The 25,883-nt window shown below is 60.9% G+C and carries 29 protein-coding genes and 3 tRNA genes; 16 read left to right on the plus strand and 16 right to left on the minus strand.

All coding sequences use genetic code 11. The features are described from left to right. The first annotated feature begins 8 nt into the window (after positions 1–8). The 8 genes from JFN93_RS15425 to JFN93_RS15460 all read left to right on the plus strand — a co-directional run bounded on the left by JFN93_RS15425 (position 9) and on the right by JFN93_RS15460 (position 4,553). Positions 9–494: a hypothetical protein gene (locus tag JFN93_RS15425; protein ID WP_199384997.1), complete on the plus strand. Its 486-nt coding sequence runs from the start codon at positions 9–11 to the stop codon at positions 492–494. Continuing rightward, positions 491–742 carry a monovalent cation/H+ antiporter complex subunit F gene (locus JFN93_RS15430; RefSeq protein ID WP_199384998.1) on the plus strand — a complete coding sequence of 84 codons (252 nt, stop codon included), beginning with the start codon at positions 491–493 and terminating at the stop codon, positions 740–742. The genes JFN93_RS15425 and JFN93_RS15430 overlap by 4 nt, the downstream gene beginning before the upstream one ends. Continuing rightward, a complete protein-coding gene (locus JFN93_RS15435; RefSeq protein WP_199384999.1) occupies positions 739–1,038 on the plus strand; it encodes a monovalent cation/H(+) antiporter subunit G in 300 nt (99 codons plus the stop codon). Before JFN93_RS15430 ends, JFN93_RS15435 begins: the two co-directional genes overlap by 4 nt. Beyond that, positions 1,035–1,280, plus strand: a complete 246-nt coding sequence (locus JFN93_RS15440) for a Na(+)/H(+) antiporter subunit B (protein WP_236021756.1) — start codon at positions 1,035–1,037, stop codon at positions 1,278–1,280. Before JFN93_RS15435 ends, JFN93_RS15440 begins: the two co-directional genes overlap by 4 nt. After that, positions 1,277–2,038, plus strand: a complete 762-nt coding sequence (locus JFN93_RS15445; protein WP_199385000.1) for an MnhB domain-containing protein — start codon at positions 1,277–1,279, stop codon at positions 2,036–2,038. The genes JFN93_RS15440 and JFN93_RS15445 overlap by 4 nt, the downstream gene beginning before the upstream one ends. Next, complete coding sequence (locus JFN93_RS15450; protein WP_199385001.1) at positions 2,035–2,379, plus strand: sodium:proton antiporter; 345 nt, start codon at positions 2,035–2,037, stop codon at positions 2,377–2,379. Before JFN93_RS15445 ends, JFN93_RS15450 begins: the two co-directional genes overlap by 4 nt. Before the next feature lie 2 nt (positions 2,380–2,381). Continuing rightward, positions 2,382–4,202: a complex I subunit 5 family protein gene (locus JFN93_RS15455; protein ID WP_199385002.1), complete on the plus strand. Its 1,821-nt coding sequence runs from the start codon at positions 2,382–2,384 to the stop codon at positions 4,200–4,202. A 66-nt stretch (positions 4,203–4,268) separates the two neighbouring features. Then, positions 4,269–4,553 carry a DUF2795 domain-containing protein gene (locus JFN93_RS15460; protein ID WP_199385003.1) on the plus strand — a complete coding sequence of 95 codons (285 nt, stop codon included), beginning with the start codon at positions 4,269–4,271 and terminating at the stop codon, positions 4,551–4,553. Positions 4,554–4,775: 222 nt separating this feature from the next. Here JFN93_RS15460 and JFN93_RS15465 read toward each other — a convergent pair whose 3' ends face one another. Both JFN93_RS15465 and JFN93_RS15470 read right to left on the minus strand, forming a co-directional pair. Continuing rightward, a complete protein-coding gene (locus JFN93_RS15465; RefSeq protein WP_199385004.1) occupies positions 4,776–5,216 on the minus strand; it encodes a DUF2383 domain-containing protein in 441 nt (146 codons plus the stop codon). Positions 5,217–5,408: 192 nt separating this feature from the next. Beyond that, positions 5,409–5,840 carry an FKBP-type peptidyl-prolyl cis-trans isomerase gene (locus JFN93_RS15470; protein WP_199385005.1) on the minus strand — a complete coding sequence of 144 codons (432 nt, stop codon included), beginning with the start codon at positions 5,838–5,840 and terminating at the stop codon, positions 5,409–5,411. A gap of 133 nt (positions 5,841–5,973) precedes the next feature. On the opposite strand from JFN93_RS15470, the gene JFN93_RS15475 reads away from it, so the two are divergent. Continuing rightward, the gene (locus JFN93_RS15475) at positions 5,974–7,152 is read left to right on the plus strand and encodes an amylo-alpha-1,6-glucosidase (protein WP_199385006.1); all 1,179 of its coding nucleotides are present in this window, start codon (positions 5,974–5,976) and stop codon (positions 7,150–7,152) included. 146 nt (positions 7,153–7,298) lie between these two features. Here JFN93_RS15475 and JFN93_RS15480 read toward each other — a convergent pair whose 3' ends face one another. The 8 genes from JFN93_RS15480 to serS all read right to left on the minus strand — a co-directional run bounded on the left by JFN93_RS15480 (position 7,299) and on the right by serS (position 12,311). After that, positions 7,299–7,772 (minus strand): hemerythrin domain-containing protein, encoded by a 474-nt coding sequence (locus tag JFN93_RS15480; RefSeq protein ID WP_199385007.1) that lies wholly within the window; start codon positions 7,770–7,772, stop codon positions 7,299–7,301. A 38-nt stretch (positions 7,773–7,810) separates the two neighbouring features. Next, positions 7,811–9,004 carry a zinc-dependent alcohol dehydrogenase gene (locus tag JFN93_RS15485; protein WP_199385008.1) on the minus strand — a complete coding sequence of 398 codons (1,194 nt, stop codon included), beginning with the start codon at positions 9,002–9,004 and terminating at the stop codon, positions 7,811–7,813. Positions 9,005–9,091: 87 nt separating this feature from the next. Continuing rightward, positions 9,092–9,814: an SRPBCC family protein gene (locus JFN93_RS15490; protein WP_236021757.1), complete on the minus strand. Its 723-nt coding sequence runs from the start codon at positions 9,812–9,814 to the stop codon at positions 9,092–9,094. A 286-nt stretch (positions 9,815–10,100) separates the two neighbouring features. Next, a tRNA-Arg gene (locus tag JFN93_RS15495) sits at positions 10,101–10,177 on the minus strand. 113 nt (positions 10,178–10,290) lie between these two features. Continuing rightward, entirely contained in the window at positions 10,291–10,758 is a 468-nt protein-coding gene (locus JFN93_RS15500; RefSeq protein WP_199385085.1) for a DUF2155 domain-containing protein, read from the minus strand. Between the two features lie 69 nt (positions 10,759–10,827). Beyond that, positions 10,828–10,920, minus strand: a tRNA-Ser gene (locus tag JFN93_RS15505). 30 nt (positions 10,921–10,950) lie between these two features. Continuing rightward, positions 10,951–11,036, minus strand: a tRNA-Ser gene (locus JFN93_RS15510). A gap of 6 nt (positions 11,037–11,042) precedes the next feature. Continuing rightward, the gene (gene serS / locus JFN93_RS15515) at positions 11,043–12,311 is read right to left on the minus strand and encodes a serine--tRNA ligase (RefSeq protein ID WP_199385010.1); all 1,269 of its coding nucleotides are present in this window, start codon (positions 12,309–12,311) and stop codon (positions 11,043–11,045) included. A gap of 129 nt (positions 12,312–12,440) precedes the next feature. On the opposite strand from serS, the gene thpR reads away from it, so the two are divergent. Beyond that, positions 12,441–12,989 carry an RNA 2',3'-cyclic phosphodiesterase gene (gene thpR, locus JFN93_RS15520; RefSeq protein ID WP_199385011.1) on the plus strand — a complete coding sequence of 183 codons (549 nt, stop codon included), beginning with the start codon at positions 12,441–12,443 and terminating at the stop codon, positions 12,987–12,989. Between the two features lie 133 nt (positions 12,990–13,122). Then, positions 13,123–14,355 (plus strand): multiheme c-type cytochrome, encoded by a 1,233-nt coding sequence (locus JFN93_RS15525; RefSeq protein WP_328754114.1) that lies wholly within the window; start codon positions 13,123–13,125, stop codon positions 14,353–14,355. Positions 14,356–14,518: 163 nt separating this feature from the next. Here the strand turns inward: JFN93_RS15525 and JFN93_RS15530 are convergent, their stop codons facing one another. The 3 genes from JFN93_RS15530 to JFN93_RS15540 form a co-directional block, all read right to left on the minus strand. Next, a complete protein-coding gene (locus JFN93_RS15530; RefSeq protein ID WP_199385013.1) occupies positions 14,519–15,241 on the minus strand; it encodes a DUF1847 domain-containing protein in 723 nt (240 codons plus the stop codon). 13 nt (positions 15,242–15,254) lie between these two features. After that, positions 15,255–15,557 (minus strand): DUF2288 domain-containing protein, encoded by a 303-nt coding sequence (locus tag JFN93_RS15535; RefSeq protein ID WP_199385014.1) that lies wholly within the window; start codon positions 15,555–15,557, stop codon positions 15,255–15,257. 108 nt (positions 15,558–15,665) lie between these two features. Then, the gene (locus JFN93_RS15540; protein WP_199385015.1) at positions 15,666–16,316 is read right to left on the minus strand and encodes a YceH family protein; all 651 of its coding nucleotides are present in this window, start codon (positions 16,314–16,316) and stop codon (positions 15,666–15,668) included. A gap of 236 nt (positions 16,317–16,552) precedes the next feature. Between JFN93_RS15540 and JFN93_RS15545 the strand changes: the two genes are divergently transcribed. From JFN93_RS15545 to JFN93_RS15555, 3 genes are all read left to right on the plus strand, one after another. Then, on the plus strand, positions 16,553–17,026 hold the full coding sequence (locus tag JFN93_RS15545; protein ID WP_199385016.1) for a hypothetical protein: 474 nt from the start codon (positions 16,553–16,555) through the stop codon (positions 17,024–17,026). A 101-nt stretch (positions 17,027–17,127) separates the two neighbouring features. Beyond that, positions 17,128–17,610 carry an FKBP-type peptidyl-prolyl cis-trans isomerase gene (locus JFN93_RS15550; RefSeq protein ID WP_199385017.1) on the plus strand — a complete coding sequence of 161 codons (483 nt, stop codon included), beginning with the start codon at positions 17,128–17,130 and terminating at the stop codon, positions 17,608–17,610. Positions 17,611–17,700: 90 nt separating this feature from the next. After that, positions 17,701–18,681: a tRNA dihydrouridine synthase gene (locus JFN93_RS15555; protein ID WP_236021759.1), complete on the plus strand. Its 981-nt coding sequence runs from the start codon at positions 17,701–17,703 to the stop codon at positions 18,679–18,681. A gap of 197 nt (positions 18,682–18,878) precedes the next feature. Here the strand turns inward: JFN93_RS15555 and JFN93_RS15560 are convergent, their stop codons facing one another. Beyond that, positions 18,879–20,180 (minus strand): MFS transporter, encoded by a 1,302-nt coding sequence (locus tag JFN93_RS15560; protein WP_199385018.1) that lies wholly within the window; start codon positions 20,178–20,180, stop codon positions 18,879–18,881. Positions 20,181–20,560: 380 nt separating this feature from the next. On the opposite strand from JFN93_RS15560, the gene JFN93_RS15565 reads away from it, so the two are divergent. After that, entirely contained in the window at positions 20,561–21,595 is a 1,035-nt protein-coding gene (locus JFN93_RS15565; protein WP_199385019.1) for a GMP reductase, read from the plus strand. 320 nt (positions 21,596–21,915) lie between these two features. Here JFN93_RS15565 and JFN93_RS15570 read toward each other — a convergent pair whose 3' ends face one another. Beyond that, a complete protein-coding gene (locus tag JFN93_RS15570; protein ID WP_199385020.1) occupies positions 21,916–23,052 on the minus strand; it encodes a MalY/PatB family protein in 1,137 nt (378 codons plus the stop codon). Next, positions 23,049–25,154, minus strand: a complete 2,106-nt coding sequence (gene ovoA / locus JFN93_RS15575) for a 5-histidylcysteine sulfoxide synthase (protein WP_199385021.1) — start codon at positions 25,152–25,154, stop codon at positions 23,049–23,051. The genes JFN93_RS15570 and ovoA overlap by 4 nt, the downstream gene beginning before the upstream one ends. 186 nt (positions 25,155–25,340) lie before the next feature. On the opposite strand from ovoA, the gene JFN93_RS15580 reads away from it, so the two are divergent. Further along, the gene (locus JFN93_RS15580) at positions 25,341–25,664 is read left to right on the plus strand and encodes a panthothenate synthetase (protein ID WP_199385022.1); all 324 of its coding nucleotides are present in this window, start codon (positions 25,341–25,343) and stop codon (positions 25,662–25,664) included. Positions 25,665–25,883 lie beyond the last annotated feature (219 nt).

The raw sequence follows: 25,883 nt of genomic DNA on the forward strand, positions 1-25,883 counted from the left end.
GGGTGGTCATGAACCTCGCGGCTACCGGTTACCTACTGCTGAACTGGTGCGCATTTCTCGCGCTCTACCTCCTTTTCGCCGGAGAGTTCAACTGGAGCGAAGCGGGCGCCGGTGCGGTCTTCGCCTTACTCACCACCGCCGCGGTCGCCTTCCTGGGCAAAAAGTTCCGCGACACCCTCTGGGCAAAGCCCTCCTGGATGCGCCTTCTCCTCCGGATCCCCTGGGCGATGCTCCAGGAGACCTGGCTTTTGGTGGTGGCCTTGTTCCGGAAATTGGCCGGCAGAGCCGCCACCGGGATTTTTCTTCAGACCGTATATCCGGCCCCGGAGGACGAGCACGACAGCTCGCGCCGGGCTTACATGGCTTTTGGCGTATGCATCACCCCGAACAGCTACCTGGTCTACCACGACGTGAAAAGCCGGAAGGTGCTGGTCCGGCAGTTGGTGGGCAAGGAGCTTTCCGAAATCGACCGGAAATTCGTGGAGTTGCCATGACCCCCTGGCTGGTCTGCGCTTTTTTCGTAATGCTTGCCCTGGCTTCCCCGCTATGGCTCTGCGCGACCGGGAAAATCATGGAGCGCTTCGTGGCGCTCCAGATGGCCCAGTTGCTTACCGTGCTGCTTTTTCTGCTTTTCGCCGCAGGGTACCAGCGCAGCATCTATTTCGATGTCGCCCTGGTGCTGGCGGTCCTCTCCTTTGCTTCGGGGCTGGTGTACGTCCGTTTCCTGGAGCGCTGGCTGTGAACGGCTTGGCCGCCGCTGAGCTCCTGGCGGACCTTCTCCTCGTCATGGCGGCCGCGCTTGCCTTGCTCTGTGCCCTGGGACTCCTGGTGATGGAGGGATTTCACGACAAGCTGCATTACCTCGCCCCGATCGTTCTGGCCACCGCCGCCGTCGTCCTGGCGGTCTTTCTGCAGGAGGGGCTTAATCCCTCGTCAATCAAGGCGCTGCTGGTTTTTCTGGTGGTCATGATCAGCAATCCCGTGCTGACCTATGCCGCAGCCCGTGCCGATCACCTGCGCAAGGGGGGAAAAGAATGAGAATGGCCCTGGAGGTGTTGGCTTTCGTGTTGGTAGCCGCCGCAGCGACCGGGGTCGTCGCCACCCGGGATCCCCTCCCTCAGTCCATGGCCGCCAGCCTTTTCGGGCTTCTCCTGAGTGTGCTGTTCATGGTCCTCCAAGCGCCCGACGTGGCCCTTTCTGAAATCGTGGTCGGCGCCGTGGCCTACCCGCTCATGGTATTGCTTACGGTAACCAAAACGACTGCCAAGGGGGCGCAATGAACGACTCGGCACGAAGGACGCTCTTTTTCTTCTTTGCCGCCATCCTCGCCGGGGCCTTGGTTGCCGCCCTGCGACACCTCCCCTCCTTCGGCGATTACCAGGGGCCCTACGGCGATGTCATTCTCTCCGGCTGCATCCCGCAAAGGCATACCCCTCAGGGCGTTGCCGCCGTAACTTTCGACTACCGCGGCTTCGATACCCTCGGCGAAGAATTCATCCTCTTTACCGCGGTGGCTGGCGTACTCCTTCTTTTGCGGCAGCAGCAGTGCGAGCGGCAGGAAAAACCGCGCGACTGCGAATTGGGCCGCGCCATCCCCGCCACCAGTTCCGCGGTGCTTGCCGCCGGCCTGCTGATGTTTCCCGCCGCCCTGCTTTTGGGTTGTTCCCTCGTGCTTCATGGCCACCTCACCCCCGGCGGCGGGTTCCAGGGAGGGGTCCTGCTCGCCACCGCCTTTTACTTCGTCTACCTGAGCAGCGACTACCGGGACCTGACCCGGTTCACTCCCGACCACCTGCTTGATTACCTCGAGGTGACCGGCGCCACGACCTTTGCGCTGGGGGCGACGCTCCCCCTGGTGCTGAACCGCCCCTTCATGCTGAATTTACTCCCGCTGGGAAAGACCGGCTCGCTCTTTTCCGCCGGGTTTCTGCCGCTGTTCAACTGCTCGGTAGGGGTGGAGGTCGGGGCTGGCTTTCTGCTTTTGATTGCCGCGTTTTTGAAGCAGGTGATCGTCATCAGAAGGGAGTCCGACCAATGAGTCTGCTCCCGATCCTGGTCACGGTTTGGCTGTTTCTGGTGGGCCTTTATGGCATCGCCACCTCCCGGAACACCATTCACCTGGTCAGCTGCCTCTTCGTCACCCAGGCCTCGACCTATGTCTTTTTGCTTTCGATCGGCTTTCGCACCGGCGGCACCGCCCCGATCCTCGGCAAGCTCCCTCCCGGCGCACCGCTGGTCGATCCGGTGGTGCAGTCCCTGGCGCTTACCGACATCGTTGTCGGCGCCACCGTCTCCGCGCTCATCCTGGTCTTTGCCCTGCAGGCGCACAAGAAACACGGCACCTCCGACCCGCGCTCCGCACCTCCGATGCGAGGCTGACCGTGGATCCCTTCGCGCCCCTCCCCGTGTTACTCCCGTTGATCGGCGCCGCGCTGGTTGCCCTGCTCGAGAAGTTTCACCAGCGCCATCGGCGGCTCGACCTTGCCACCGTTGCCATCACCCTTGCCGTCATCGCCTGCGATCTCGAGCTGCTGTTGCGTTGCTCCTCCGCCACCCTCGTTTACTGGTTCGGCGATTGGCACCCGGTCGGTGGGTTTGCGCTCGGCATCGCTTTCGCCATCGACCCCGCCGGTGCCGCCTTGGCCCTGCTCGCCGCGGTTCTCACTCTGTGCGGGCTCATGTTTTCCTGGCACTACTTCAAGGCCATCGGCACCTTCTACCACTCGCTGATGCTCCTCTTTCTCGCCTCCATGGGGGGGTTCTGCCTGACCGGCGATCTCTTCAACATGTTCGTGTTCTTCGAACTGATGGGGGTCGCCGCCTACGCCCTGACCGGCTACCGCATCGAGGACACCGGCCCCTTGGAAGGGGGGCTGAACTTCTCGGTGATGAACAGCATCGGCGCATTCATGGTCCTGCTCGGCATCGGAATTCTCTACTCGCGGACCGGCGGGCTGAACCTCGCCTGGGTGGGGGCCCGGGTTGCCGAGCGACCAGTCGATGCCGCCGTGGCGTGTGCCTTCATGTTGTTGGCGATCGGCTTTCTGGTGAAAGCTGCGGTCGTTCCTTTTCATTTCTGGCTTCCCGATGCCCACGCCGTTGCCCCGACGCCGGCTTCGGTCCTCTTCTCGGGGATCATGGTCGAGCTTGGGCTCTACGCGGTGGCGCGGATCTACTGGACCATCTTCAGCGGCTCGATCCCAGGCGGTACCGCCCAGACCCTCCTCCTCGCCGCCGGGCTCACCACCGCCCTGGTCGGGGGGATAATGGCCTTTCTGCAACGCCACCTGAAAAGGTTGCTTGCCTATTCCACGGTGAGTCACAGCGGTCTGATGCTGAGCGCCATCGCCCTTTTCGACCCGGTTTCGCTGGGCGGTTGTCTCATCTACCTCGCCGGACACGGCCTGATCAAGGGAGGGCTTTTCATCTCGTCCGGAATCATCCTTTATCACTTCCACTCGGTGGACGAGGAAACGCTGCGCGGCGCCGGGACGCGACTCAAATTGGTCGGCGCGGTTTTCTGTCTGCAGGCGCTGGCCCTGGCCGGGCTTCCGCCGTTCGGGACCTTTGCCGGCAAGGCGATGATCGAGGCGCGGGCGGCCGAACTCGGACTGCATTTTATCGCCCCCATTTTCCTGGTGGCTTCGTCTTTGACCGGGGCTGCCGTGTTGCGCTCCGGTCTCACCGTCTTCTACGGAATCGGCACCCCAAACTGCCTCTCCGCACCCGCGCCGGCCAAGGGAGATCACGAGTCGCGTGAAACGAGCGGGAAGGAGCACCGGACCCCGCTCATGATGCTGCTCCCCCTGCTGCTCTTGGTGCTTCTCGCCCTGGCCGTCGGGCTGCTCCCCTCACTGCCGGAAAAGAGCCTTCAGGCCGCGGCGCGGGTCTGCGACCAGCGCGGCTACCAGGCCCTCGTCCTGGACGGGAAATTTGCCCTGCTGGTTCCGGCCCCGCTTCCCAAAAGGGCCGATCTCATCAAAGGCGTTCTTCCGGCTGGTTTGGCCGTCGTTCTCGCCGCAGCCGCGCTTTTCGGCCTTCCTCTTCCGGATGTCCTGCTCAGGAGACTGAAAAGCCTGCTGCGCCCGGTGCTCTGGACGCTCAGACGCATCCACAGCGGGTACATCGGCGATTACGTCACCTGGTTTGTAATCGGGGCGGCAGTCATGGTTCTCGTCGCTGCAACCTCGCGATTATTGTAAATTTTTTCAAATAATATAGAATTAATACCGTAGTATCACTCGAGAAACTAGAAGGAGGCAGCAACCATGGCAACTACAGCCGGAAGAGGCACTGGTCACTCTCCTGCTAACGTCAGCAGGTTCCTCAAAGGCATCGACTTTCCCGCCAAGAAAGACGATCTGGTCAAGCATGCCCAGCAAAACAAGGCGGAAAAATCGGTGATCGACGAAATCCAGAAGATGGAACAGCGCGAATTCGAGAGCATGGCCGATGTAATGAAAGCCTACGGTAAAGAGCCGGAGCACGGCAAAAAACAATCGACCCAGGCTCGCGAATCCCGCGGGAGCTCCCAACATCAGCAGCACAAATAACGGCGCAGCGTTGTCCTGAAGAAAAAGGCCCAAGCCGAAATGGCTTGGGCCTTTTTTGTCGTGCACCATGGTTGTTGCGGTTTTCATCTCATCGCGCCGCTTCACCCCGAAACGCGAAGCGGCTCTTGGCGAACCAAGAGCCGTTACGGTTGCGATACAGCCGGTATCTGCGGTTCGGTTCCTCTCCTGCCCGGCCCGAACCCGCTCCGTTGCTTTTCCCGACTAGGCTTTCAACGTGGAAAGAGCCTCCCGAACGAAGGAGAGGTGCCGACGCTCATCGGCCAGGTTGGTTTGAATGATGGTGATGATGTCCGCCGGCCACTGGAGCTTCATGGCGTCCTCGTACTTCGTGGTGGTCACTTTTTCGTTACTTTCCATCGCTTCCAGGGCACCTTTGGTCCCGGTCAGGCTCCGCAGCGCGGTAAAACCGGTGATGAAGAACCCTTTGAAGTCCGAGGTGAACTCCGGCGGTTTTCCACCCAGCTCCACGACTTTCGCGGAGAGGGTATCCACGTGTCTCCGGTGATCAGCCTGGAACAGAATGAGCTTGTCCTTGATCATCTGTTCTTTGACGTTCTTGATGGCCTGTTCATAGGCATGGGTAGCATCGACGTCGAGCTGAATCAACTTCTCGAGTTGGCTTAGGATCTCGTCTCTGTTCATATGGTGCTCCTCCCTTGGCTTTACTAGAAGGCTAGCACACCGGCATTCTTTATCAATTTATCCTAATGTAATCCGTCCCGGGGATTTCCCAGACGGCCAGCCCGACTAAGGCAGTTGCCGCGGCGAGCCCTGCGATACCCGCTTTCACTTTACCGGTCATTGCGGCTCTCCTTAGCGAACCAGGCAAGTCACCTACTCTCCCAATTCGAGTTCGGCCTCCTCCACGGAGATCATCTCGACATCGAAGTACAGGTCCGAGGCTACCTTGCGCCGCACCTGCAGCGGCCGGGTGGGTGCCGCCGGCATGGTCAGGTAAACATCGCCTCCGTCTTCCGGACCGAAATCGTAACCGAAGCTCGGGCCCCGGGCTCCCGCGGAAAAATGGCTGTCGGTCGGCGCCTCGTCCTCGTCGAAGGGGTACTCCTCCGCCTCCGAGGCAGCGACACGGATTACCCGATGATCGCCCGGCTTCATCCCCAGGACCCCCATTTCCAATGTGGGCAGCGTATTCCCCTGCCCCACCACGAATTCCAGCGTGTCTGCGTCGGCGATATCGTAAATGGTTCCGTCCTCAAGTTTGCAGATAAAGCTGATTCTCACTCTTTTGCCCTCTTCAGCTTCCATGGTTGCCTCCTTTCCCTTCCCTTTCTAGATGCAGAAAAGATAGAGAAGTTGCCAAATGAGTCACCATTAATATATCATTAACGCTTCCAGCCCAACAACTCTCTTTCGCTCGGTAGATCCAACAGAGGCGGCTATGACTGACAGGGATTTGGTCGACGAGTGTTACCAACAGGCGCAAACAGTTTTGCTGGAAAACTCCACCCCCGAAGGCATTCTCGCCGCGACCCCGCACGATGCCGCGGTCAGGCGTGGTTATGCCAGTATTTTCGGCCGCGATGCCTCCATCTGCGCCATCGGGATGGCGGCCACCGGTCGCTCCGACCTGCTCCGGCATGCCAGAAACGGGCTCCTCACGCTGGCCAACCACCAGGCGCGCAACGGACAGATCCCGAAACTGGTAAAGCCCCAACTCCCCGAGGTGGACTTCTGGTATGCCGGCTGTATCGACGCCACCCTCTGGTGGTTGATCGCCTTGAAGGTGTACGATCAGAAGTCGGGAGAGCCTCCCCTGTCCCCGCTCCTTTCCGAACGGATTGCCCAGGCCCTGCGCTGGCTCGAGTGCCAGGAGCACCAGGTCTGGCATCTGCTGCAGCAAAACGAAGCGAGCGATTGGGCCGATATCATGCCGCGGTCCGGCTTCGTCCTCTACACCAATGCGCTCTGGTACTGGACCAAACGTCTCTACGAGCTCCCCGCCGCCGCCCAAACGCGCTCCTTTGCAAACCTGCTCCTGGCCCCATTCGGCAACACCGTCCCGGACCAGCCGCGGCTCCGCCTTTTTCGCCATTTCGTCCGCAAGCGCTGCAAACCGACCCCCTTTTTTCTGAGTTTCGTCAACCTCTCCGTCTGGGGCGAGGAACTCGATATCTTCGGCAACATCCTCGCCTATCTTACCGGGGTGGCGCCCCCCTCCTGCGCCGAGGCCGCAGTCCAGCGGCTCGTTGCCATGAAGGCGAACGAACCGTATCCGATCCGCGTCGTCGGCGAACCCATCGCGCCCAATTCCCCCCTGTGGCGCCAGTACATGCAGCGGCACCGCCAAAACCTCCCGTGGCAGTATCACAATGGGGGCATCTGGCCCTTTGTCGGCGGGTTCTGGATCCTGCTGCTCGCGAAGCTCGGCAAGGAGCGGCTCGCCTGGAGCGAACTGGTAAAACTGGCCCAGGCGTGCCAGGTCAACCAGTGGGAATTCAACGAATGGTTTCACGGCAAAACCGGCGTCCCGATGGGGATGGCGCGCCAGTCCTGGAATGCCGCCCTGTACGTGCTTGCCTATCGGGCGCTTTTGTTCAACGAACCGCTCTTTGCTTGATACGGCCGTCGTGGCGCAAGCTCCATCGCACCTCGGTGGGGCCGGATTTTACACCACGCTGACGCAAAAAGGCGCCGACCGTTTCACCTAGTCCGCGCCTTTCCACTGCTGCCGCGACGTGGTTTTTCTCCCCGCCTCAGCCTCGGTTACTTCTTCCCTTTACCGCCGCCCCCCTTGGAGGCCTGTGGAATGGTCCCTTCCTTCATCTGCAGGCACTTATCCGCAATCTCCTGGAGCTGTTGCTGGTTCATGAAGTCGCTGCAGCGTGGGAATACCTTCTTTTCCTCGTCCTGGACGTGGTGCAGTATCCCTTCCCGCATCTCCTGGAAGGTGGAGATCCATTCGTCATCATCGACATCCATCTCCTCGAGCTGCGAAAGGAAGTTCTTTGCCTTCTCGTGTTCCTCCAGGGCGTCTTCGACCAGGTCCTTCATCTCCTTGATCTTCTTGAGCTGCGGGTAGAAGTGCTTCTCCTCCATTGCCATGTGCTTTTCCAGCGCGTCCTGCAGGGTTACGAAGAGCTCTTCGCGATCCTCCTCCGACCCGCTGTCGATCTGGGTCATCAGTTTTTCGGCTTGGCGGTGGTCTTTTTTCAGCAGTTCGAAAAGTTGCTGTGCCATGGTCTCCTCCTTTCGGAGCGTCCCCGCTCCCGCTTCCCTTAAGCCGAGGCACCCGCCTGCAGCTTCGGGTTCAAAACGATCTTGATGCAGCCGTCTCTTTTCTCGTTGAACAGGCGATAACCTCCCGGCGCCTCCTCCAGTGCCATCCGGTGCGTGATGATGAAGGTGGTGTCGATCTCGCCCAGCTGGATGAGTTGCATCAGGTGGCGCACGTAGCGGTGGACGTGGGTCTGTCCGGTCTTGATGGTGAGCCCTTTGGCAAAGACCGCCCCCATCGGCATCTTGTCGACGAAACCGGAATAGACGCCGGGGATGGAGATGGTTCCACCCTTGCGGCAGGCCCGGATCAGTTGCCGCAAGGCGATCGGGCGCTCGTTTTCCAGCCTCAGGGTCTGCTTCACGTTGTCGTAGGCCGCCTCAAGCCCGGTCCCTTGGGCTTCCATGCCCACCGCATCGATGCAGGCGTCGGGACCCCGACCGCCGGTGAGGTTGTGCAAGGTCTCCGCGACATCGGCCTGCTCGTAGTTGATGACCTCGGCATTGCAGTTGGCGCGCGCCTTTTCCAGCCGGTCCGGAAAACGGTCGATGCCGATCACGTTGGCTGCGCCAAGCTGCGTAGCACTCTTCATGGCCATCAACCCAACCGGTCCGCACCCCCAGACCGCCACGGTGTCACCCGGCTTGATGCTGCAGTTCTCGGCAGCCTGGTAACCGGTCGGGAAGATGTCGGTCAGGAAGAGGACCTGCTCGTAGGACAGCTCGGGCAGGATCTTTACCAGCCCCACGTCGGCGTAGGGGACCCGGACGTACTCCGCCTGCCCTCCGGAATACCCGCCATAGAGGTGGGAGTAGCCGTAGATCCCCGCGCCGGTGTCGCCGTACATCTTTTCCAGCAGGAACGAGTTGGGGTTGGAGTTGTCGCACAGCGACCACAGCCCCTGTTTGCAGTACCAGCAGTCGCCGCAAGAGATCGGGAACGGGACGACCACCCGGTCTCCGCGCTGCAGGTTGGTCACTGCCGAGCCGAGTTCCACGATCTCGCCGACGAATTCGTGGCCCAGGATGTCGCCCGGCTTCATGGTCGGAATCTTCCCGTTGTAGAGGTGGAGGTCCGAGCCGCAGATCCCGGTCAAGGCGACCTTTACGATGACGTCCCGCGGGTTGACGATCTCGGGGTCGGAGACCTTGTCGACCCTGATATCGTGCTTGCCGTGCCAGCATACCGCCTTCATAGCTCCTCCTTTGCATATTGCTCATGGCGCACCGCAGAGTGCGCTGAGGACCCGAGAATGATTCAGGATTGCTGCTTTGTGGCGCCGCTAGTGGTGCCCGTTACTCCGTGCCGCGGTCGCGGTCTCTCCCGTCTCGAGGATCTGCTTGAGCCGCTTCAGGTCTTCTTCGATCTCCATTGCGTTGAGGGCATGCGCCACCTTGGCCGCGATTTTTCCTGCCGCCCCGCCCGGCGGGTAGTAGCGGATCGTCACCTTCACCTCGGTGCCGCGACCGCCGGGCGCCTCCCGAAACTCGACTAACCCCTCGTTCGGGATCTCCGCATCCCCTACCGAATGCCACTGAATCAGCTGGCCCGGATAATCCTCGACGATTTCCGCATCCCACTCCACCGAGATACCTCCCGGTCCGGCCGCCTTCCAGTGCGACGTCCTTTCCCCGGTGACCTCCACGCTCGCGAGATGGCGCATGAAGCTGGGCAGGTTCTCCAAGTGGCGCCAAAACTCGTAGACATCCTGGGGCAACCGGTTCACCGTCAAAAACTTCTCCACGGTGAGGCCGTGATCCTCGGAACCTCCCGTATCGAGCCCGATTGATTCGTAGATGTCGCAGTGCCCGGTTTTGCCGCGGTACATCAGCATCCCGCCGGCCGCCATCATCGCCAGCCCCGGGAGAAGACGCCTTTTGGCGATAGTGGTGAGCCCGGAAAGGGCGAGGGCCGCCCCGCCGACCATGGACGCATTCCGTTCGGTGCGCCCGACATTGATTTCCTTCTGCTTCCCGCCCATCGGGCGAGTCTGGGTTGCCTCCATTCTCATCCTCCTTCATTGGGGTAGGTTGGATCCCTGGCCGCAGAAACAATTAGAGGAAGCTAACATAACAACTTTAGAATGCAATGCGCCGGAGGCATGGTTTTGGGAGCTGATGGTGGTTTGTGGTGCGGGAGAAACGGGCGGAGAGCCCGCAGAGAGCGGGCGGTGGTGGTGGGACCGGTCGAAAGGATGCGACCTGGCCGGCGGAGGAATCCGGCCCAGAATAAAAAAAGAGGCCCTTCCATCTTGCGGGGAAGGGCCTTTCTTTTCGCTTTGTTTTGGTAATTGGCGCGCCCGGAGCGATTCGAACGCCCGACCCCAAGATTCGTAGTCTTGTGCTCTATCCAGCTGAGCTACGGGCGCAAACTACCGTTAACTAAGGCAAATCTTTATCCAGTCTTTGCTGACTGAAGAAAACAGATAGTACAACAAGTGAGGGTATCAAGTCAAGCCCTGCATCTTGATTTTTGGCTTTTTCAGGCCGGAATGTATCCGACCAGGGCAAATCCGTACTGAGGATGCTGAAACGCGTGAATCGTCGGGAAAAGCTTGAACAGCCACCCCTTGTAGATCTCTTTTCCCCCTTGGCTGATGCGCATCTGCACCGCCGGGTTCTTGAGATCGTTCGATTCCGAGGTGAGGGTGGTTCCTTCCATCACGAAGTGCGGGAGGAAGTTTTCCACCTCGATGGTGAGATCCGATCCCGGGATCTTCTCCTTGGAGCCGATCCCAACCGTCAGAACGGTACTCTTTTTGGAGATCTTGTCGGTGATCTCGATCTTGACCGCCTTCCACTTCCCTTTTACGGCGGGAGGTACAACCACGGTCGATTCTTTTTTGACTACCTGAGGTTGTTGCTTGGGCTCGGGCTTCTTCGGCTCGTTGCATCCAGCGACGGCAAGCGCCGCGGCAAGGACAACCAGCAGGTTCAACAGCCGTTTCACGAAAAGCAAAGTTTTTGTCCGGTCTAACCCCTCTCCGGTTGCCCGGAAAGGAAAGTGAGTAGCAAAAAGTGGCGGAGAGAGAGGGATTCGAACCCTCGATACCGGTTTCCCAGTATACTCGCTTAGCAGGCGAGCGCCTTCGACCTACTCGGCCATCTCTCCTCGGGTGTCCTGCTGAGTCCTGCTATCTAATGGCGGAGGAAGTAGGATTCGAACCCACGGAACTTTCGTTCAACGGTTTTCAAGACCGCCGCCTTAAACCACTCGGCCATTCCTCCAAGAGCCTAGCCGATCTTCTCGACCCCTCCCATGTAAGGCCGGAGCGCTTCCGGTACCAGCACCGTGCCGTCAGCCTGCTGGTAGTTTTCCAGCACCGCCACGACGGTCCTGCCCACTGCGAGGCCCGATCCGTTGAGGGTATGTACGTATTCCGGCTTGGCCTTTTCGTCCGGCCGGAAACGAATGCCCGCGCGGCGGGCCTGAAAATCCTCGAAGTTACTGCACGAGGAGATTTCACGATAACAATTCTGCCCCGGGAGCCAGACCTCGATGTCGAAGGTCTTGGCGGAGGAGAAACCGATGTCACCGGTGCAAAGCTCCACCACCCGGTACGGGATGTTGAGCCGCCGCAGCACTTCCTCGGCATTGCCCAACAGCTTCTCCAGCTCTTGATAGGAAGTCTCGGGGGAGGTGAACTTGACCAGCTCGACCTTGTTGAACTGGTGCTGACGAATCAGCCCCCGCGTGTCCTTGCCGTAGGACCCCGCTTCCTTTCGGAAGCACGGAGTGTAGGCGACGTAGGAGATCGGCAGATCCGATCCCTTCAGGATCTCCGAGCGGTGTATGTTGGTGATCGGGACTTCAGCGGTCGGGATGAGGAAGTAATCGACCCCTTCCAGGTGGAAGAGATCATCCTCAAACTTCGGGAGCTGTCCGGTCCCGGTCATGCTTTCCCTGTTTACCATAAAGGGAGGAAGCATTTCAATATAATTGTGCTCTTGGGTGTGGAGGTCGAGCATGAAGTTAATGAGAGCCCGCTCCAGCCGAGCGCCCTGTCCCTTGTACAGGGTGAAGCGCGCCCCGGTGAGCTTCGCCCCCCGCTCGAAGTCCAGGATTCCCAACTCTTCGCCGATCTCCCAGTGGGGTTTCGGCGCGAAACTGTAGTTGCCCGGCTCGCCCCAGGTGCGAGCCACGACGTTGTCCGCTTCACTCCTGCCGACCGGGGTGGTCGGATTCGGGATGTTGGGGACGGTCAGGAGGAAATTCTGCAGCTCCTCCTCGACCTGGCGCAGCGACTCGTCCAGCCCCTTGATCTGCTGGGAAACTTCCCGCATCTGGGCTTTCTGACCTTCGGCCTGGCTTTTATCTTTCAGGCGGCTGATTTCCTCAGTCACCTTGTTGCGCAGTGCTTTGAGCGACTCGCTCTGCTGGAGCAGTTCCCGACGACGCTCGTCCAGCTGCCGGAAGCCGGATAGATCGACCCCTTCGCCGCGGCTTTTCAGCCGGGCCTCTACAGCTTCCAGATTTTCGCGGAGATAACGTGCATCGAGCATGAGAGGTGCCTTTACTTTGCTTTCACGAAAGATAGACTCTTTAACATTTGATTTTTCGTTAGTCAACTTTTTTTGTGCAGCGTCTGTGAGTAATAAAAACCGAAATTGTTGCCTAAACTGGAGTCAAAGATGACCCGATTGTTTGTGGCGGTCGATCTTCCCCGGGAGCTAAAAGAAGCGGTAGCCGGTATTTTCACGCAGCTGCCCGGCGCGCGGTGGGTCCCAGCCGAACAGATTCACCTGACCCTGCGCTTTCTCGGGGAGGTCGACGCGAAGGAAGTACCGATAATCAAGCAGTGCCTGGAGCGGGTCGTCTTTGCCCCATTCCCCCTCGTGCTGCGCGGCGTCGGCCACTTCCCCCCCGGAAAGTACCCCCGCGTCATCTGGGTTGGAATCGACCCCTCCCCTCCCCTGCTCCAGCTCTACGAAAATATCCAGGGCGCCCTCGCTGAAGCAGGATTTCCACCGGAAGAACGCCGCTTCTCGCCGCATGTCACCCTGGCCCGCCTGCACGGTACTCCTGCGTCGGCAACAGAATCCCTCGAAGCCGAACACCGCCAGTTTTGCTGTCCCCCCTTCAACGTGGAAAGCTTCGTTCTCTACTCCAGCGTCCTTTCCCGCACCGGTGCGGTTCATACCCCCGAAGCGGTACTCAAAGCCTCCCCCGCCCCGGCCTAGTTGCTACGGTCACCCTTATTTCCCGCGCGTCTTTGACAGTTCCCTCTCCTCAGCTAGTCTTTAATGCCTGTATCAGCGCCTATACAACCGGTTCCATCGGTCCTGGAGCCATCAGATAATGAAGGAGGCATTAGTGAGAAACAGATTTTCCCTGCTTGTTGCCCTGGCCACTGCCACTTTGCTGTCCCCCACCGCTTACTCGGCCCAGTCCGCTGCCAAACCAACCAAGTCCGAATGCATTTCCTGCCATGAAAAGGTGACCCCCGGCATCGTCAAACAGTTCCTCTCCGGAAAAATGGGGAAGAAACTGGACTGCTCCTCCTGTCACGGCTTAGCGCACAAGTCCGCAAACGACGCCGCCAAGGCTACCCTGCCGACTCCGGAAACCTGCGCCAAATGCCATCCGGAGCGGGTTGCCCAGTACCGGAAAGGAAAGCACTCGGCGGCCTGGCTTGCCATGAAGGCGATGCCGATGATCACCCACCAGCCCACCTACATTGGCGGCGGCGGAATGAAAGGGTGCTCTGCCTGCCACAAGGTCGGCGAGAAGCCGGCTGCCGACCTGAAACGGTACGGGTCCGGCGCCTGCGACTCGTGCCACACCCGCCACTCCTTCTCGGTTGCCGAGGCCCGAGACCCGCGCGCCTGCCAGACCTGCCACATGGGATTCGATCACCCGCAGTGGGAGATGTGGCAGACCTCCAAGCACGGCACGATCTGGGCCATCGAGCCGACCACCGGCCGCGCCCCCGTCTGCCAGACCTGCCACATGCCGGACGGCTCCCACGCGGTCGAAACCGCCTGGGGCTTTCTCGCCTTGCGCATGCCCGAGGAGGACGGCGATTGGCTCTTCGACCGGGTCACGATCCTGAAAGCGATTGGAGTACTCGATGACAATGGCAAACCTACCGAACGGTTCGAGGCCATCCAAAAGGCAAGGTTAGCCAGGCTGACCAAGGAGGAGTTCGACCGGGACCGGGAGAAGATGCTGACCGCCTGTTCCGCGTGCCACTCGAAGAGTTTCGCTCAGGCCAACCTCAACATCGGCGACGAGGTGATCCGGGATGCCGACCGGATCTTCGCGGAGTCGATCCGGACGGTCAAGGCGCTCTACGACGAGGGTCTCCTGAAAAAACCGGAAGGGTGGAAGTACGCTCCGGACCTGCTTCAGTTCTACGAGGCCAAGAGCAGCGCGGAACAGGAGCTCTACCTGATGTTCCTGGAATACCGGCAGCGCGCCTTCCAGGGCGCCTTCCACAGCAACCCCGATTACATGCAATGGTACGGGTGGGCCAAGATGAAAGAGGCCGCGGCCCGAATCCAGGACGACGCCGATCGGCTGCGCCGCGAGAAGCGGCTGAAATAGAGCCGGAAACGCTAAAAAAAGAGGCGGTGGCTTTTGTGGGCCACCGCCTTTTTTTGATACCTTTGTTGCCCACAGGGTCGGGCAGCTGCGGAAGGGTTATCTGGATATTGGAGATCAGGAACCTCGCACCCGGCATAAGAAACGGACCCGATCAGGTTGTGCGCTACTCGATCTTCATCGGCCCCTTCTGCAGCCGCTTGTAATAGAAGTTCTGCCCGTAGAGGACGGCGGCGGGGTTGTGGCCGGTGACCCGGTCCTTGACCACCAAGGTGGTGACCGGCGCCTTGGAGTGCTTGTTGAACAGCATGTCGTGCCCGACGCACAGCCCGAGGATGATGTTCATGTCGGTCTTGAGCTCGTTGCAGATCTCCGCCTGGGCGATCGGGTTGCAGGCCGGCTCGAAGGTTCCGGGACGGACCTTGTCGCTTTCGGCAAGTCCCAGCTCCATCTTGTCGAAGCTCCCCGCCTTGCAGCAGACGCTCAGCGGCGTCAGCCCCTGGGCCTTCAGGATCGCCACCAGGCGTTCGCACTCGTCGAGCAGTCCGATGCAGCTTGCGATGCCGATCTTCTCATACCCCATCAGCCGCGCGAAGGCGATGGTGTCCTCGACGCGGGTCCACCGGGCGTTGATGGTGTCGGTCCCCGGGACCGGCTGATAGCAGAGCCCTTCCACCCGTGCCGCGACGAAGGCGATCTTGGCGTCCTCGTTTTCCCCCTTCATGACCTCGAAGGCGTCCTCGACGATCTCGGTGAAACTGCCGGCGGGGCAGTTGCCGGGCCGGGGCGGTGCCGTTTCCGGGTCCCCGCTCCAGCAGTTGGTGGTGCCGTTTTTCTGCCAGACCGCGCTGCAGCGCGAACAGGATGGCGGAACTTGTTCCTCTTGCATGCAACCCTCCTTGCTACTCGTTCTCGGTGGGAGCCTCCTGGATCAGGACATAAGGGGAGGTGATCAGGCAGGCGAAAGCTCTGGTGCGCTCCAGGTCCCAAGTCTCGATCTGTGCCGCGGTCGGTTTGCCCACCATGCCGGAGGCGATCCAGCGCTCGATCAGCTGTACGTCGTCCGAGGCGACGGCAAAGCCCACCTCGGTGAGATTCAGCATCCGATCCACCAGGATCAGCCCCCCGCGTTCCAGGTGCGCCCGGAGGGTAAACCAGTCGGTAACGTCAATCTGCTTGGCCAGCTCTTCCTGGGAAACCTTCATAACTCTCCTTTGCTATCCCACACGGCTAACGGCGAAAACCGACGGATCGCCCCCAGATCGAACCCGATGTCATCCGCCACTCCCCGCGTTAATCCGTGTGCAGGTTTTCTATTCGAATTCCTTCCGGAAATCCGCCACCAGCTGGCGCAGCTCGGCCATCTCCTGGCGCAGTTGCGCCACCTCGGCCTCCAGCTGCGCGATTTCCTCATCGCTTCGCGGGCGCGGCGCCTCGGCCGAAGCGGCCGCATCCAGCGCCTCCAGATCCGGTTCCCCGGAGAAGAGATGACAGTAGCGCGATTCCTTGCGCCCCGGCTGCCGCGGCAGTTTGGTCACCAGCGGCGGGGTTCGTTCGGCCAACTCGTCCAGAACCGCCTCCACCGCCGCGAGGTCGGGGAAGGGAGCCATGCGCTCACAGCGGGTGCGCAGCTCGCCAACGGTCTGGGGCCCCCGGACCAGAAGCTCGCACAAAACGGCCAGTTCCGCCGGTCCGAAGCGGAATTTCTCCACCAGGGCGTGCCGGTATTTCGAAACACGCCCACCGGCCCCGGAGAGGATCGCCAGCTGCTTGAAACGGAGCGAGTCGAGGGCCTTCATGACCTCAGCCTCGTCCAGGTTCAGCACCGGATCGCGGTTTGACTTCTGGTTGCAGGCGTTCACCAGCGCATTCAGGGAAAGCGGATAATACTCCGGAGTCGTCAGCTCCTTCTCGATCAGGGAGCCAAGAACCCGAACCTCCGTCTCATTCAGCATGATCTCCATCCACCACTCCTTTCAGCTACTTCGGTTCGAAGGGGCTCACTATAGCAAAGAACCGAGGTCGCGCGCATGCTTTTTAATGCTTCGGTGCCGGTTCCCCGGCAAAGTCGCCCGGGCAAGCTGCATCAAGAGCGCAGGGAGAGTAACAAACGGGGTTTGTAATTGTACATGTCCGTTTATTTTGCTATGTTGTCAGCGCCCTGGAGCCGGGCAGACACCATAACCAAACAGGAGAGCGCATGCCCGTGAGTCACAACTTCAAGAAGATAGCGAATACGATCAAGATCTATTCGGTGGTCCAGATACTGCTGGTGCTGCTGCTCGGTTATATGGGGGTCGTTTTCCAGGCCAAACTGCAGGCGATCGGGCGGGGCTCCAACTTCATGAATGCGGTGCTCATCTCTTTCGTGCTTCAGCTCCTCTTCTTCTACCCGATCCGCCGGTTCGCCCTTGCCGAGGCGAACCGTGACCTCGCAGCCAGCGCCTCGGACATTAGCGCCGAGGAGCTGAACAAGCTGACCAAGAAGGCGCGCTTCGCCGACGTGGTAAAAGCGTTCATCGTGGTCTTCTACATCATCTTCATGTACCGGATGCCTAACGAGCCGGTCATCCTCAGCATCGTCTTCTTCAGCTTCATCCTGACCATCCTCAGCTACTTCCAGTGCTACAACTTCGCCGCTAAAAAGCTGATGAAAGAGTGGCTGGCCCGGTAGCGCGTATACATTTCGTAACGCAGATTTTGCTGGACTCCGGCGACGGTCACACGTACCATTCCACCCATCGGTAAAACATTTCAAAAAGAAGGAACTAGCACATGGCAACTGCAAAAAAAGGGGATAAGGTCCGGATCAATTACACCGGTACTTTGGAAGACGGCTCGGTATTCGATACGACGGACGGCCACGACCACGGCGACTGCTGCGACGACGGGTGTGAGGACGATTGCGGCTGCGAGCATGGCCCGCTGGAATTCACCATAGGCGAGGAGGAGTTCTTCCCCCAGATCGAAGAGGCACTCATCGGCATGGCTCCCGGCGAGTCGAAAACCGTCGTCATTCCCGCCGAAGACGCTTTCGGTGAGTACGACGAGGAGGAAGTCTTCACCATCCTCCGCTCCCAGCTGACCGGCGACCTGGTCCCGGAAGTCGGGATGGAGCTGGAACTGACCGGAGAAGACGACGAGCCGGTCGAGGTGACCGTGGTCGAAGTAAACGAAGATTCCATCACCGTCGACGCCAACCACCCGCTGGCCGGCGAAGACATCACCTACACCTTCGAGCTGGTGGAGATCGTGTAGTTCAGGGTGCAGCACCCTTGGACAGCGACACCTGGAAAATGAATCCTAGAGGCGGCCTTTCGGCCGCCTCGCGTTATTTGTGGGACCGTAATGAACCAACCGAATCGCCTGCGCAGCACCCCCCTCCCCTGGCCGTCGGGAGAAACCCCGCTGATGCTCGCCCCGATGCAGGGGCTCACCAATCGCGCCCTCCGCGCCACCTTCATCTCATGGGTCAGACCCGACGTCGTCTTCACCGAGTTCATGCGGGTGAATCCGGTGGCGGCAAAGAAGCGCCTTTCGCCGGTGGACCTCAAGGAAATCGCGGCGGTTGAGGATGGCGTGCCGCTCGTCGTCCAGCTCATCGGGCACGGGAAGGAAGCGCTGGTGAGCGCCGCGGAGATCGCCCAGCGGGCGGGGGCGGTGCACCTGAACCTCAACATGGGTTGCCCCTACGGGAGGATGACCAGCGGGCTCACCGGCGGAGGGATGCTGAAGCGCCCCGATCTCCTGGAAGAGATCATCCCCGCGTTGCGGCAGGCGGTCACCGGGACCTTCTCGGTGAAGCTGCGGGCCGGTTACGACGATCCTTCCCAGGTTTTTTCCCTGCTCCCCCTCTTCGAGAAATCGGGGGTCGATTTCATCGTGCTGCACCCGCGCACCGTGAAGCAGGCGTACAACGGGAGCGCGGACCATGGCATCACCGCAGAAGTGGTGCGGCAGACCAACCTCCCGGTCATCGCCAACGGCGACGTCAGAAGCGCCAAACACGGGCTGGAAGTGCTGCAACGGACCCAGGCGGCGGGGTTGATGATCGGACGGGGGGCGATCGGCGAGCCGATGCTCTTTGAACGGCTGCGGGGGAAGGCGACGGTGGAGCCGGACCTGGTCGAGCGCAAGGCGATGCTGAAGCAGTACCTGGAACGGTTGCTCCCGGGCTGCCGGAAGCTCTTCTGCGGAGACATGCAGGTCTTATGCAAGATGAAAGGGGTCGTCGCCAATGTAGAAGATCCGGAAATGGACCGTGAGCTCAAGCAGCTCAAACGGGCGAAAACCCTGGAGGCGTTCGAAAAGGAGTTCGGAGAGCTGTAGGTTCAATAGACAATGGACAGTTGACCATCCACAACCCAAAACCCGTTCCCCCCTAGCCCGCCGGGGTTGCGCGCAAGAGCGCGGGGTTGCTACGGGCGAGGGTGAGGGAAACGATCTGGGCTCAGCATGCTGCGCCCTACGGCCCCGGAGGAAATCCCTCCGTTACCAGGCCGCATCCTAGCAGTGGGAAGCCGACCTCACGTCCCCTCCCCTTCAAGGGGAGGGACAGGGTGAGGATGGGGTTTGGTAACCGGCTCGTCGCCCCTCGAAAAGAAGAACAGCACAATCGCCACCGCCAGGCAGCCGATCGGGAATTTGAATCCGGCATGGAACGCCGCGGCGGCATCCCCCGGCGTCAGCTTCCGAACCGCCCCGATTATCTCCCCCATCACCTGCTGCGCGGTCGCCGCCCCCATCAACACGAAGAAATTCAGCGACGTCAGCGCCGTCCCCACGATCCGCACCGAAAACAATCCCCTCACGATCGGATAGATCATCACCCCGCTCGATACGCAGATCCCGATCAGGAAGAAGAGCACCAAGAGCACGCCGACCGGCAGCCGCTCCGCCATTCCCAGGAAGTTCAGCATCAATGCGAAGAGACCGATCTGCCCGTAACGGAGCGTTTTCCGATAGGAATACAGCACCTTTCGGGCGATGCTGTCGATCATCAGGCTGCCGGTGATGAACCCCACCGAGGTGGCCATCAGCATCCGCCCCGTTTCCACCCGCGAATACTTCAGCACCTCCATCAAGTACGGCCCGCCCCACAGAGCCTGCAGCGCCAAGTACGCCCCATACCATGCAAAAGCTGCAAGTCCGACCAGCCAGAAATCCAAGGTGGTGAATATCGTTTTCCAGGCTCGGAGCATCTCCTCCGGCCCGGCATCATCGTGCTCCGCACCGGTATGCATGCCTTCCGGCGGGCGATTGCGCAAGAAAGCGAGCACCAACAGCGCCGCTACCCCTTGCACCACCCCGATGGTCAGGAAGGAATCCCGCCAGCCGATGGCGGCAACCGCGAGCGCCAGAGGTGCAGTCCCGGCGACGTTCCCGACGTTGCCGATCGCGACCATAAGGCCGGAGACCTTGCCGAATTCCTGCTGGGAAAACCAGCGGCTGAAGATCGCGAGCGTGGCCATGAGCACCGAGGCGGTGCCAACGCCGATCAGTACGCGGCCGCCCAGAGCCGTTGCGATGGTTGTGGCCTGGGAGAAGAGGATGCCGCCGATGGTGGTGAGGAGGCCGGAGCAGCCAATCACCAGCCGCCCCCCCAGCCGGTCGATGAGCGGACCGAGCGGAATCTGGGCCGCCGCATAGACATAGAAGAGGATGCTGGAAAGGGAGCCCAGCTGCTGCGGGGAGAGATGCAGCTCGCGGGAGATGTCGCCGGCAACGACCGCAAGGGAGACTCGATAGAAATAGGCGAGGATGTAACTCAACGCAAGGATGCCGAAGATAATCCAGCGCTGGCGACGCATCCGGTACTGCTCAGGCATTCGCTCCCCCTTTTGGCGCGGCACTCTAGCATAGGGAGATCGGTGCGGTAAAGCGGGAGTTGAGAGCGAGGGGGAAAGTTGTGGGAGCGCCCTTCCGGGCGCGATCCGCCGGAGGCGGTAACAACGGTTGTGGATGATCGTGCCTGGAAAGGCGCTCCCACAGGGTAAGACGCTATCTTGCTTATCCAGAAAAACTCAATCGCGACAAGAATGTCGCTCCTACAAGAATGGACTGGGGTCGAGCTTGTTGGAAAGTATTTTTCAGATACTGTAAAAGGCGCTCATACTATGTCTGTAGTATCCGATGAATTAAGAAATGATGGGAGCAGGATGCTGCCTCCCTACATACTCGATCACCTACTGCTATGAGGTAACCATCCATGTTTGTCGAAAGCGATGTGAAGCTTGGTTTCAACGACGTCCTCATCAGGCCCAAACGGTCCAACCTCAAAAGCCGGTCCGAGGTCGACCTGCTGCGGACCTTCGTTTTCATGCACAGCAAGCGGGAATGGACCGGGGTTCCGGTGGTCGCCTCCAACATGGATACCACCGGGACCTTCGAAGTGGCCGAGGCGCTGGCGCGCCACCGCCTGCTGACCGCAATCCACAAGCATTACTCGATCAAGCAATGGGACGACTTCCTTAACTCCCACCCGGACATTCTTCCCTTCATCATGGTCAGCACCGGCACCTCCGATGCCGACTTCAAGCTGCTCTCGGAGATTCTGGAACGGCACGAGCAGCTCCAATTCATCTGCATCGACGTCGCCAACGGCTATTCGGAGAGCTTCGTGGAGCACGTTTACAAGGTGCGCGAGAAGTTCACCGACAAGACCATCGTTGCCGGGAACGTGGTTACCGGGGAGATGGTGGAAGAACTGCTGCTTTCCGGGGCGGACGTGGTGAAGGTCGGCATCGGCCCGGGCTCGGTCTGCACCACCCGGGTCAAGGCCGGGGTCGGCTACCCGCAGCTCTCCGCGGTGATCGAGTGCGCCGACGCCGCCCACGGCCTGGGCGGAAGGATCATGTCCGACGGGGGATGCACCTGCCCGGGGGACGTGGCCAAGGCATTCGGCGGGGGAGCCGATTTCGTCATGTTGGGCGGGATGTTCGCGGGCCACGACGAGAGCGGCGGGCAGATCCTGGAACGGAACGGGAGGCAATTCAAGGTCTTCTATGGAATGAGCTCCCGGACCGCGATGGAGAAACATTCCGGCGGAGTGGCCGCCTACCGCGCCTCCGAAGGAAAGACCGTCGAGGTCCCCTACCGCGGGCCGATCGATGATACGGTGCGGGACATCCTGGGCGGGGTGCGGTCGGCCTGCACCTACGTCGGCGCCGCCGCGCTGCGTGAGCTCACCAAGCGCACCACCTTCATCCGCGTCCAGGAGCAGGAAAACCGGATCTTCGACTAGGGACTGCGACACCTCGTAGGTCGCGTGGAGGGACGAAACGCGACGCGGTCTGGAAAATATAGGGGGGGCGCTTGGTGTCATCGCGCCCGGAAGGGCGCTCCCACCGGGGATGGCGCCCTCTGCCGAGACGGCTCGGGATTTCGCTCTGGGGCTTTATGCCACTCTCATGGCAGGGGCGCAGCATGCTGCGCCCGTCGGGCCGATAATCGCGACAGGAATGTCGCTCCTACAACCTAGGCATTGCCTCAAATGTAAAAGGCCACTCCTTCGGACAGGAATGGCCTTTTTTGTTGCGAAGCCGGCTGGGGTGCGACGCCGACTTACCCGTTCACCGACTGCACCATCCGGTGCAGGGCTTCCTGCAAGGTGCTGCGCGGGCAGCCGAAGTTGAGCCGCACGAAGCCGGGAAGGCCGAATTCGGCCCCGTCGTTGAGCCCGACCCCGGCCCGCTCGAAAAAGGCCGCGGGGTCGTCGATCCCACCGCCACGGGCGTCGATCCAGGCGAGGTAGGTCGCCTCGACCCGGGCGACCCGAAATCCCGGCATCCGCCCCACTTCCCGCTCCACCAGGCCCCGGTTCCCCCGCAGATACTCCAGCAGTTCCCTCCGCCACGGCTCGCCGTGCCGATAGCACGCCTCCGCAGCGGTGAAGCCGAGCAGGTTCACGTGGGGGACGATCCCCGCCATCGCCTTGCGGAAGGAGCGGCGCAGGGTGTCGTTGGCGATGATCGCCAACGAGCAGCCCAGCCCCGGTATGTTGTAGGTCTTGCTGGGGGCCATCAGGGTGATGGTCCGCTGGGCCACCGCTTCGGATAGCATGGCGATCGGCAGATGCCGGCCCCCCTCCTCCAGCACGAGGCTCGCATGGATCTCGTCGCTGCAGATGACCAGGTCGTGCTGCGCGGCGACTGCGGCGAGGGCGCTCAACTCCGCTTCGGTCCACATCCTGCCGACCGGGTTGTGCGGGTTGCAAAGCATGAGCAGCCGGGTCTGCGGCGTGATTGCCTGCTGCAGGAGTTCGATGTCGATCCCCCAGCGCCCCTCGGATTCCGCGAGCGGGACCTTTACCAGCCCGAGACCGGCCAGGGGTGGCGCCGACAAGAAGGGGGGATAGATCGGGGTGAAGGTAAGCGCCTGGTCCCCCGGGTTCCCCACCGCACGGCAGGTGACGTTCAGCCCGCAAACCAGTCCGGGGAGCCAGACCAGCCACTCCTCTTTCACCTCCCAGTCGAACTCGGAACGGACCGATTCCAGCACCGCCTGCACCAGCGACTCCGGCGCGGAGGTGTAGCCGAAAATACCGTGCTCCACCCGCGCCTGGAGCGCGTCGATCACCTCGGGCGGCGAACGGAAATCCATGTCGGCCACCCACAGCGGGATGACGTCGGGACGATACCGCTCCCACTTGATGCTGGAGGTGCCGCGCCGGTCGTGGACGGTGTCGAAATCGTAGGTCATTTAAGCTCCCATACGGTCAGCTCGGAGATGATGTGCTGGTATTTGCGCCGGGTCTCGCGGATCACCAGCGGCACCTCGCGCGGCTCGCCCAGTCTGCGGAAGTGCGGCGCAAGCACCCGCTCCAGCCCTTCCAGAGAAGTGACATTCTCGCCCGCCTCCTTGAAGCCGCCCAGCCAATCCCCTTTCGGGGTAAATTCCTCGGACCATGTGTAGGGAGAGGCGATCACCAGCAGGCCCTGCGGGTTGAGCCGTTCGTGAATCAGTTCCAGGAACCGGCGCGGCGAGTAGAGCCGGTCGATGAGGTTCGCCGCCAGGATCAGGTCGTAGCCGGTGTACTTTTCAGGAAGGTTGCAGGCATCGGCCTGGAAGAAACGGACCTTCTCCCGGGCGGCTTCCAGATCGAGCCCGGCGAGGGTGGCCTCGTGGTAGGAGACAATTTCCCCTTCTTCCGGCAAGGCGTAGCGCAGGTACCCTTCGTCTCGCATCCGCACGGCAAGCTGGAAAAAACGCGCCGAGAAGTCGAGGCCGACCACGCTGTCGAAGCCGCGGCCGAGTTCGAAACTCGCCCGCCCCACGGCACAGCCGACGTCGAGCGCGGCGCGATGCGCCCTTCCCTTTACCAGATCCAGGCAGATCTCCGCAACCGCTTTCGGAAAATTCGCGACCCCGAAGTGCCCGTCACCGTAATGGGCGTCGCAGTACTGGGACCCGAGGGCGTCGGTTTCGTACTGATCCTGGTGCACCTCGACCGGGGCCGCGCTTTCGATGTACCGGAAACCGGCATGCTGGAAGAAGTGGCGCCGGAAGGCGTACCGGCTGTCCCGGGTCGCCTCGTTGCCGGTGGAGATCCAGGAGCCTCCTTTGATCAGGTTGTGCCGGGTATCGAAGGTCGGCGTGGAGAAATCGTCGTACCACGGGTGGATGTTGAAGCCGCGGAAGGGATAGATCGGGGTCTCGGTCCACTGCCAGACGTTGCCGACGATGTCGAAGAAGTTCCCGAAGGGAAAATGATCCACCGGGCAGGAGGAGGCGCAGTATTCCAGGTTGATGTTCCCCGGGGCGCTGTCCCAATAGGGCTGGTCCGGAATGTCGTGGAGGTCCCGCAACCGGTACCACTCGTCCTCGGACGGCAGCCGGATCGCCCGGTTGGTCTTTGCCGCCATCCAGTTGCAAAAGGCCTTTGCTTCCAGGTAGTTCACCTCGACCGGCCAGTTCCACGGAAGGTCGATGATCTCCAGCATGGTACGCAGCCCCCACCCGTTGGGTCGCTTCACCCAGAAAAGCGGGTACTCGGCTGCCCGGAAGTTGCGCCAGTTCCACCCTTCTTCGGTCCACCAGCGGGATTCGCGATAGCCGCCGTCTTCGACGAAGGAGAGGAATTCCCGGTTGGATACCAGGCACTTGGAGGCGGCAAAGGAGGCGACGTTGGCTTCATGGCTTCCGTACTCGTTGTCCCAGCCATACAGCGGATGGTCCATCGGCTTGCCCAGGATGATCTTCCCACCGGAAACCGGAATGAGTTCGTTGGCGGGGGGCTCGCCGGTGTCATTGCAGATGGCCCAGAACGGGTCCGGCTTCACCTGGTCGATCGGGAGTTGCCGGATCAGCACCGACGAAGTCTCCAGGTGGATCCGCTCGTGCTCGATCCCCATCATGATCGCCCACCACGGGCTCTCCCAGGTAATCGGGAGCGAGAGCGGAAGCTTGCGGATCAGGCCGTCGACCAGGGTGCGTGCCGCGTCGCGGTATTCCTTCACCGCGCTGCGCGCCGGCCAGTCGTAGTGGGTGGCGTCGAGGTCATCCCAGGACATCTCGTCCACCCCGACCGCGAACATCGCTTCGAAGCGCGGGTTGATCCGCTGGTCGATCACCCGGGCGATGGTGAGCTTGTTGATGAAGAAGGTGGCGGTGTGCCCGAAATAGAAGATCAACGGATGCCGGAGCCGGTCCGCCCTCAGGTAGAAGGTCGCGTCCTCCTTGAGGGTGTCGTAGAGCTTTTCATCGATGTCGAAGGTCTTGTGGAAGTATTCAAGGATTTCCTGGCGTTTCTGTTCCGGGTCGCCTTCGCTTAGAATCGTCGTGCGTGTCTTGCGCAGATCCATAAGATGCTGCCTCCCTTCCGCTCATTAGAACACCGTCCACCGATTTTAGCACAATTGTCCGGTACTACATTGCGCCCCCGTTTTTTAGTGTCGGGGCGTATAGTGGAGTCAGCAATCCGGTGGGCTGTCACTGCCGGCCGAACCGCGGGCATCCCACCGGAGCAGATAGCAAAGGAGGAATCAACCATGCGTATGCTATTAAACATCAAGTTCCCCAACGAGCAGTTCAATCAAGCGGTACGGAAGGGGAATTGCGGAAGCCTCATCAGCCGGATCGTCGAAGAGGCCCGCGCCGAGGCGGTGTATTTCACTGAGCAGGATGGGCAACGCAGCGTCATCATGGTCACCGAGGTGACCGAACCTTCCAAGATACCGGCACTGGCCGAGCCCTGGTTTCTGAATTTCAACGCGACCGTGGAGTTGCGGATCGTGATGTCCTTTGACGATCTCAAACGTTCCGGAATCGACGACCTGGGCCGGAAATGGGGCGAACTCAGCGGCCGGGACTAAGCCAGCGATCCCGGCCCGAAATTGATCAATCGCCTAGGGGCACAGCTTGCTGTGCCCCTTTCTGATTTCTAGTGTCCTTCCCCTCCGGGGCTTCCCCTTGACCGGGAACGGACGGTACTGACATCCGCTCACTTTTAATAAGAATGAAAATTTTCGCTTCACATTGACTGATGCTATCTCTGCGTTATTTTTATGCATCCGCCGAACAATTGCCTAGCT

The organism is Geomesophilobacter sediminis, assembly GCF_016458275.1.
Taxonomy (GTDB): domain Bacteria; phylum Desulfobacterota; class Desulfuromonadia; order Geobacterales; family Geobacteraceae; genus Geomesophilobacter; species Geomesophilobacter sediminis.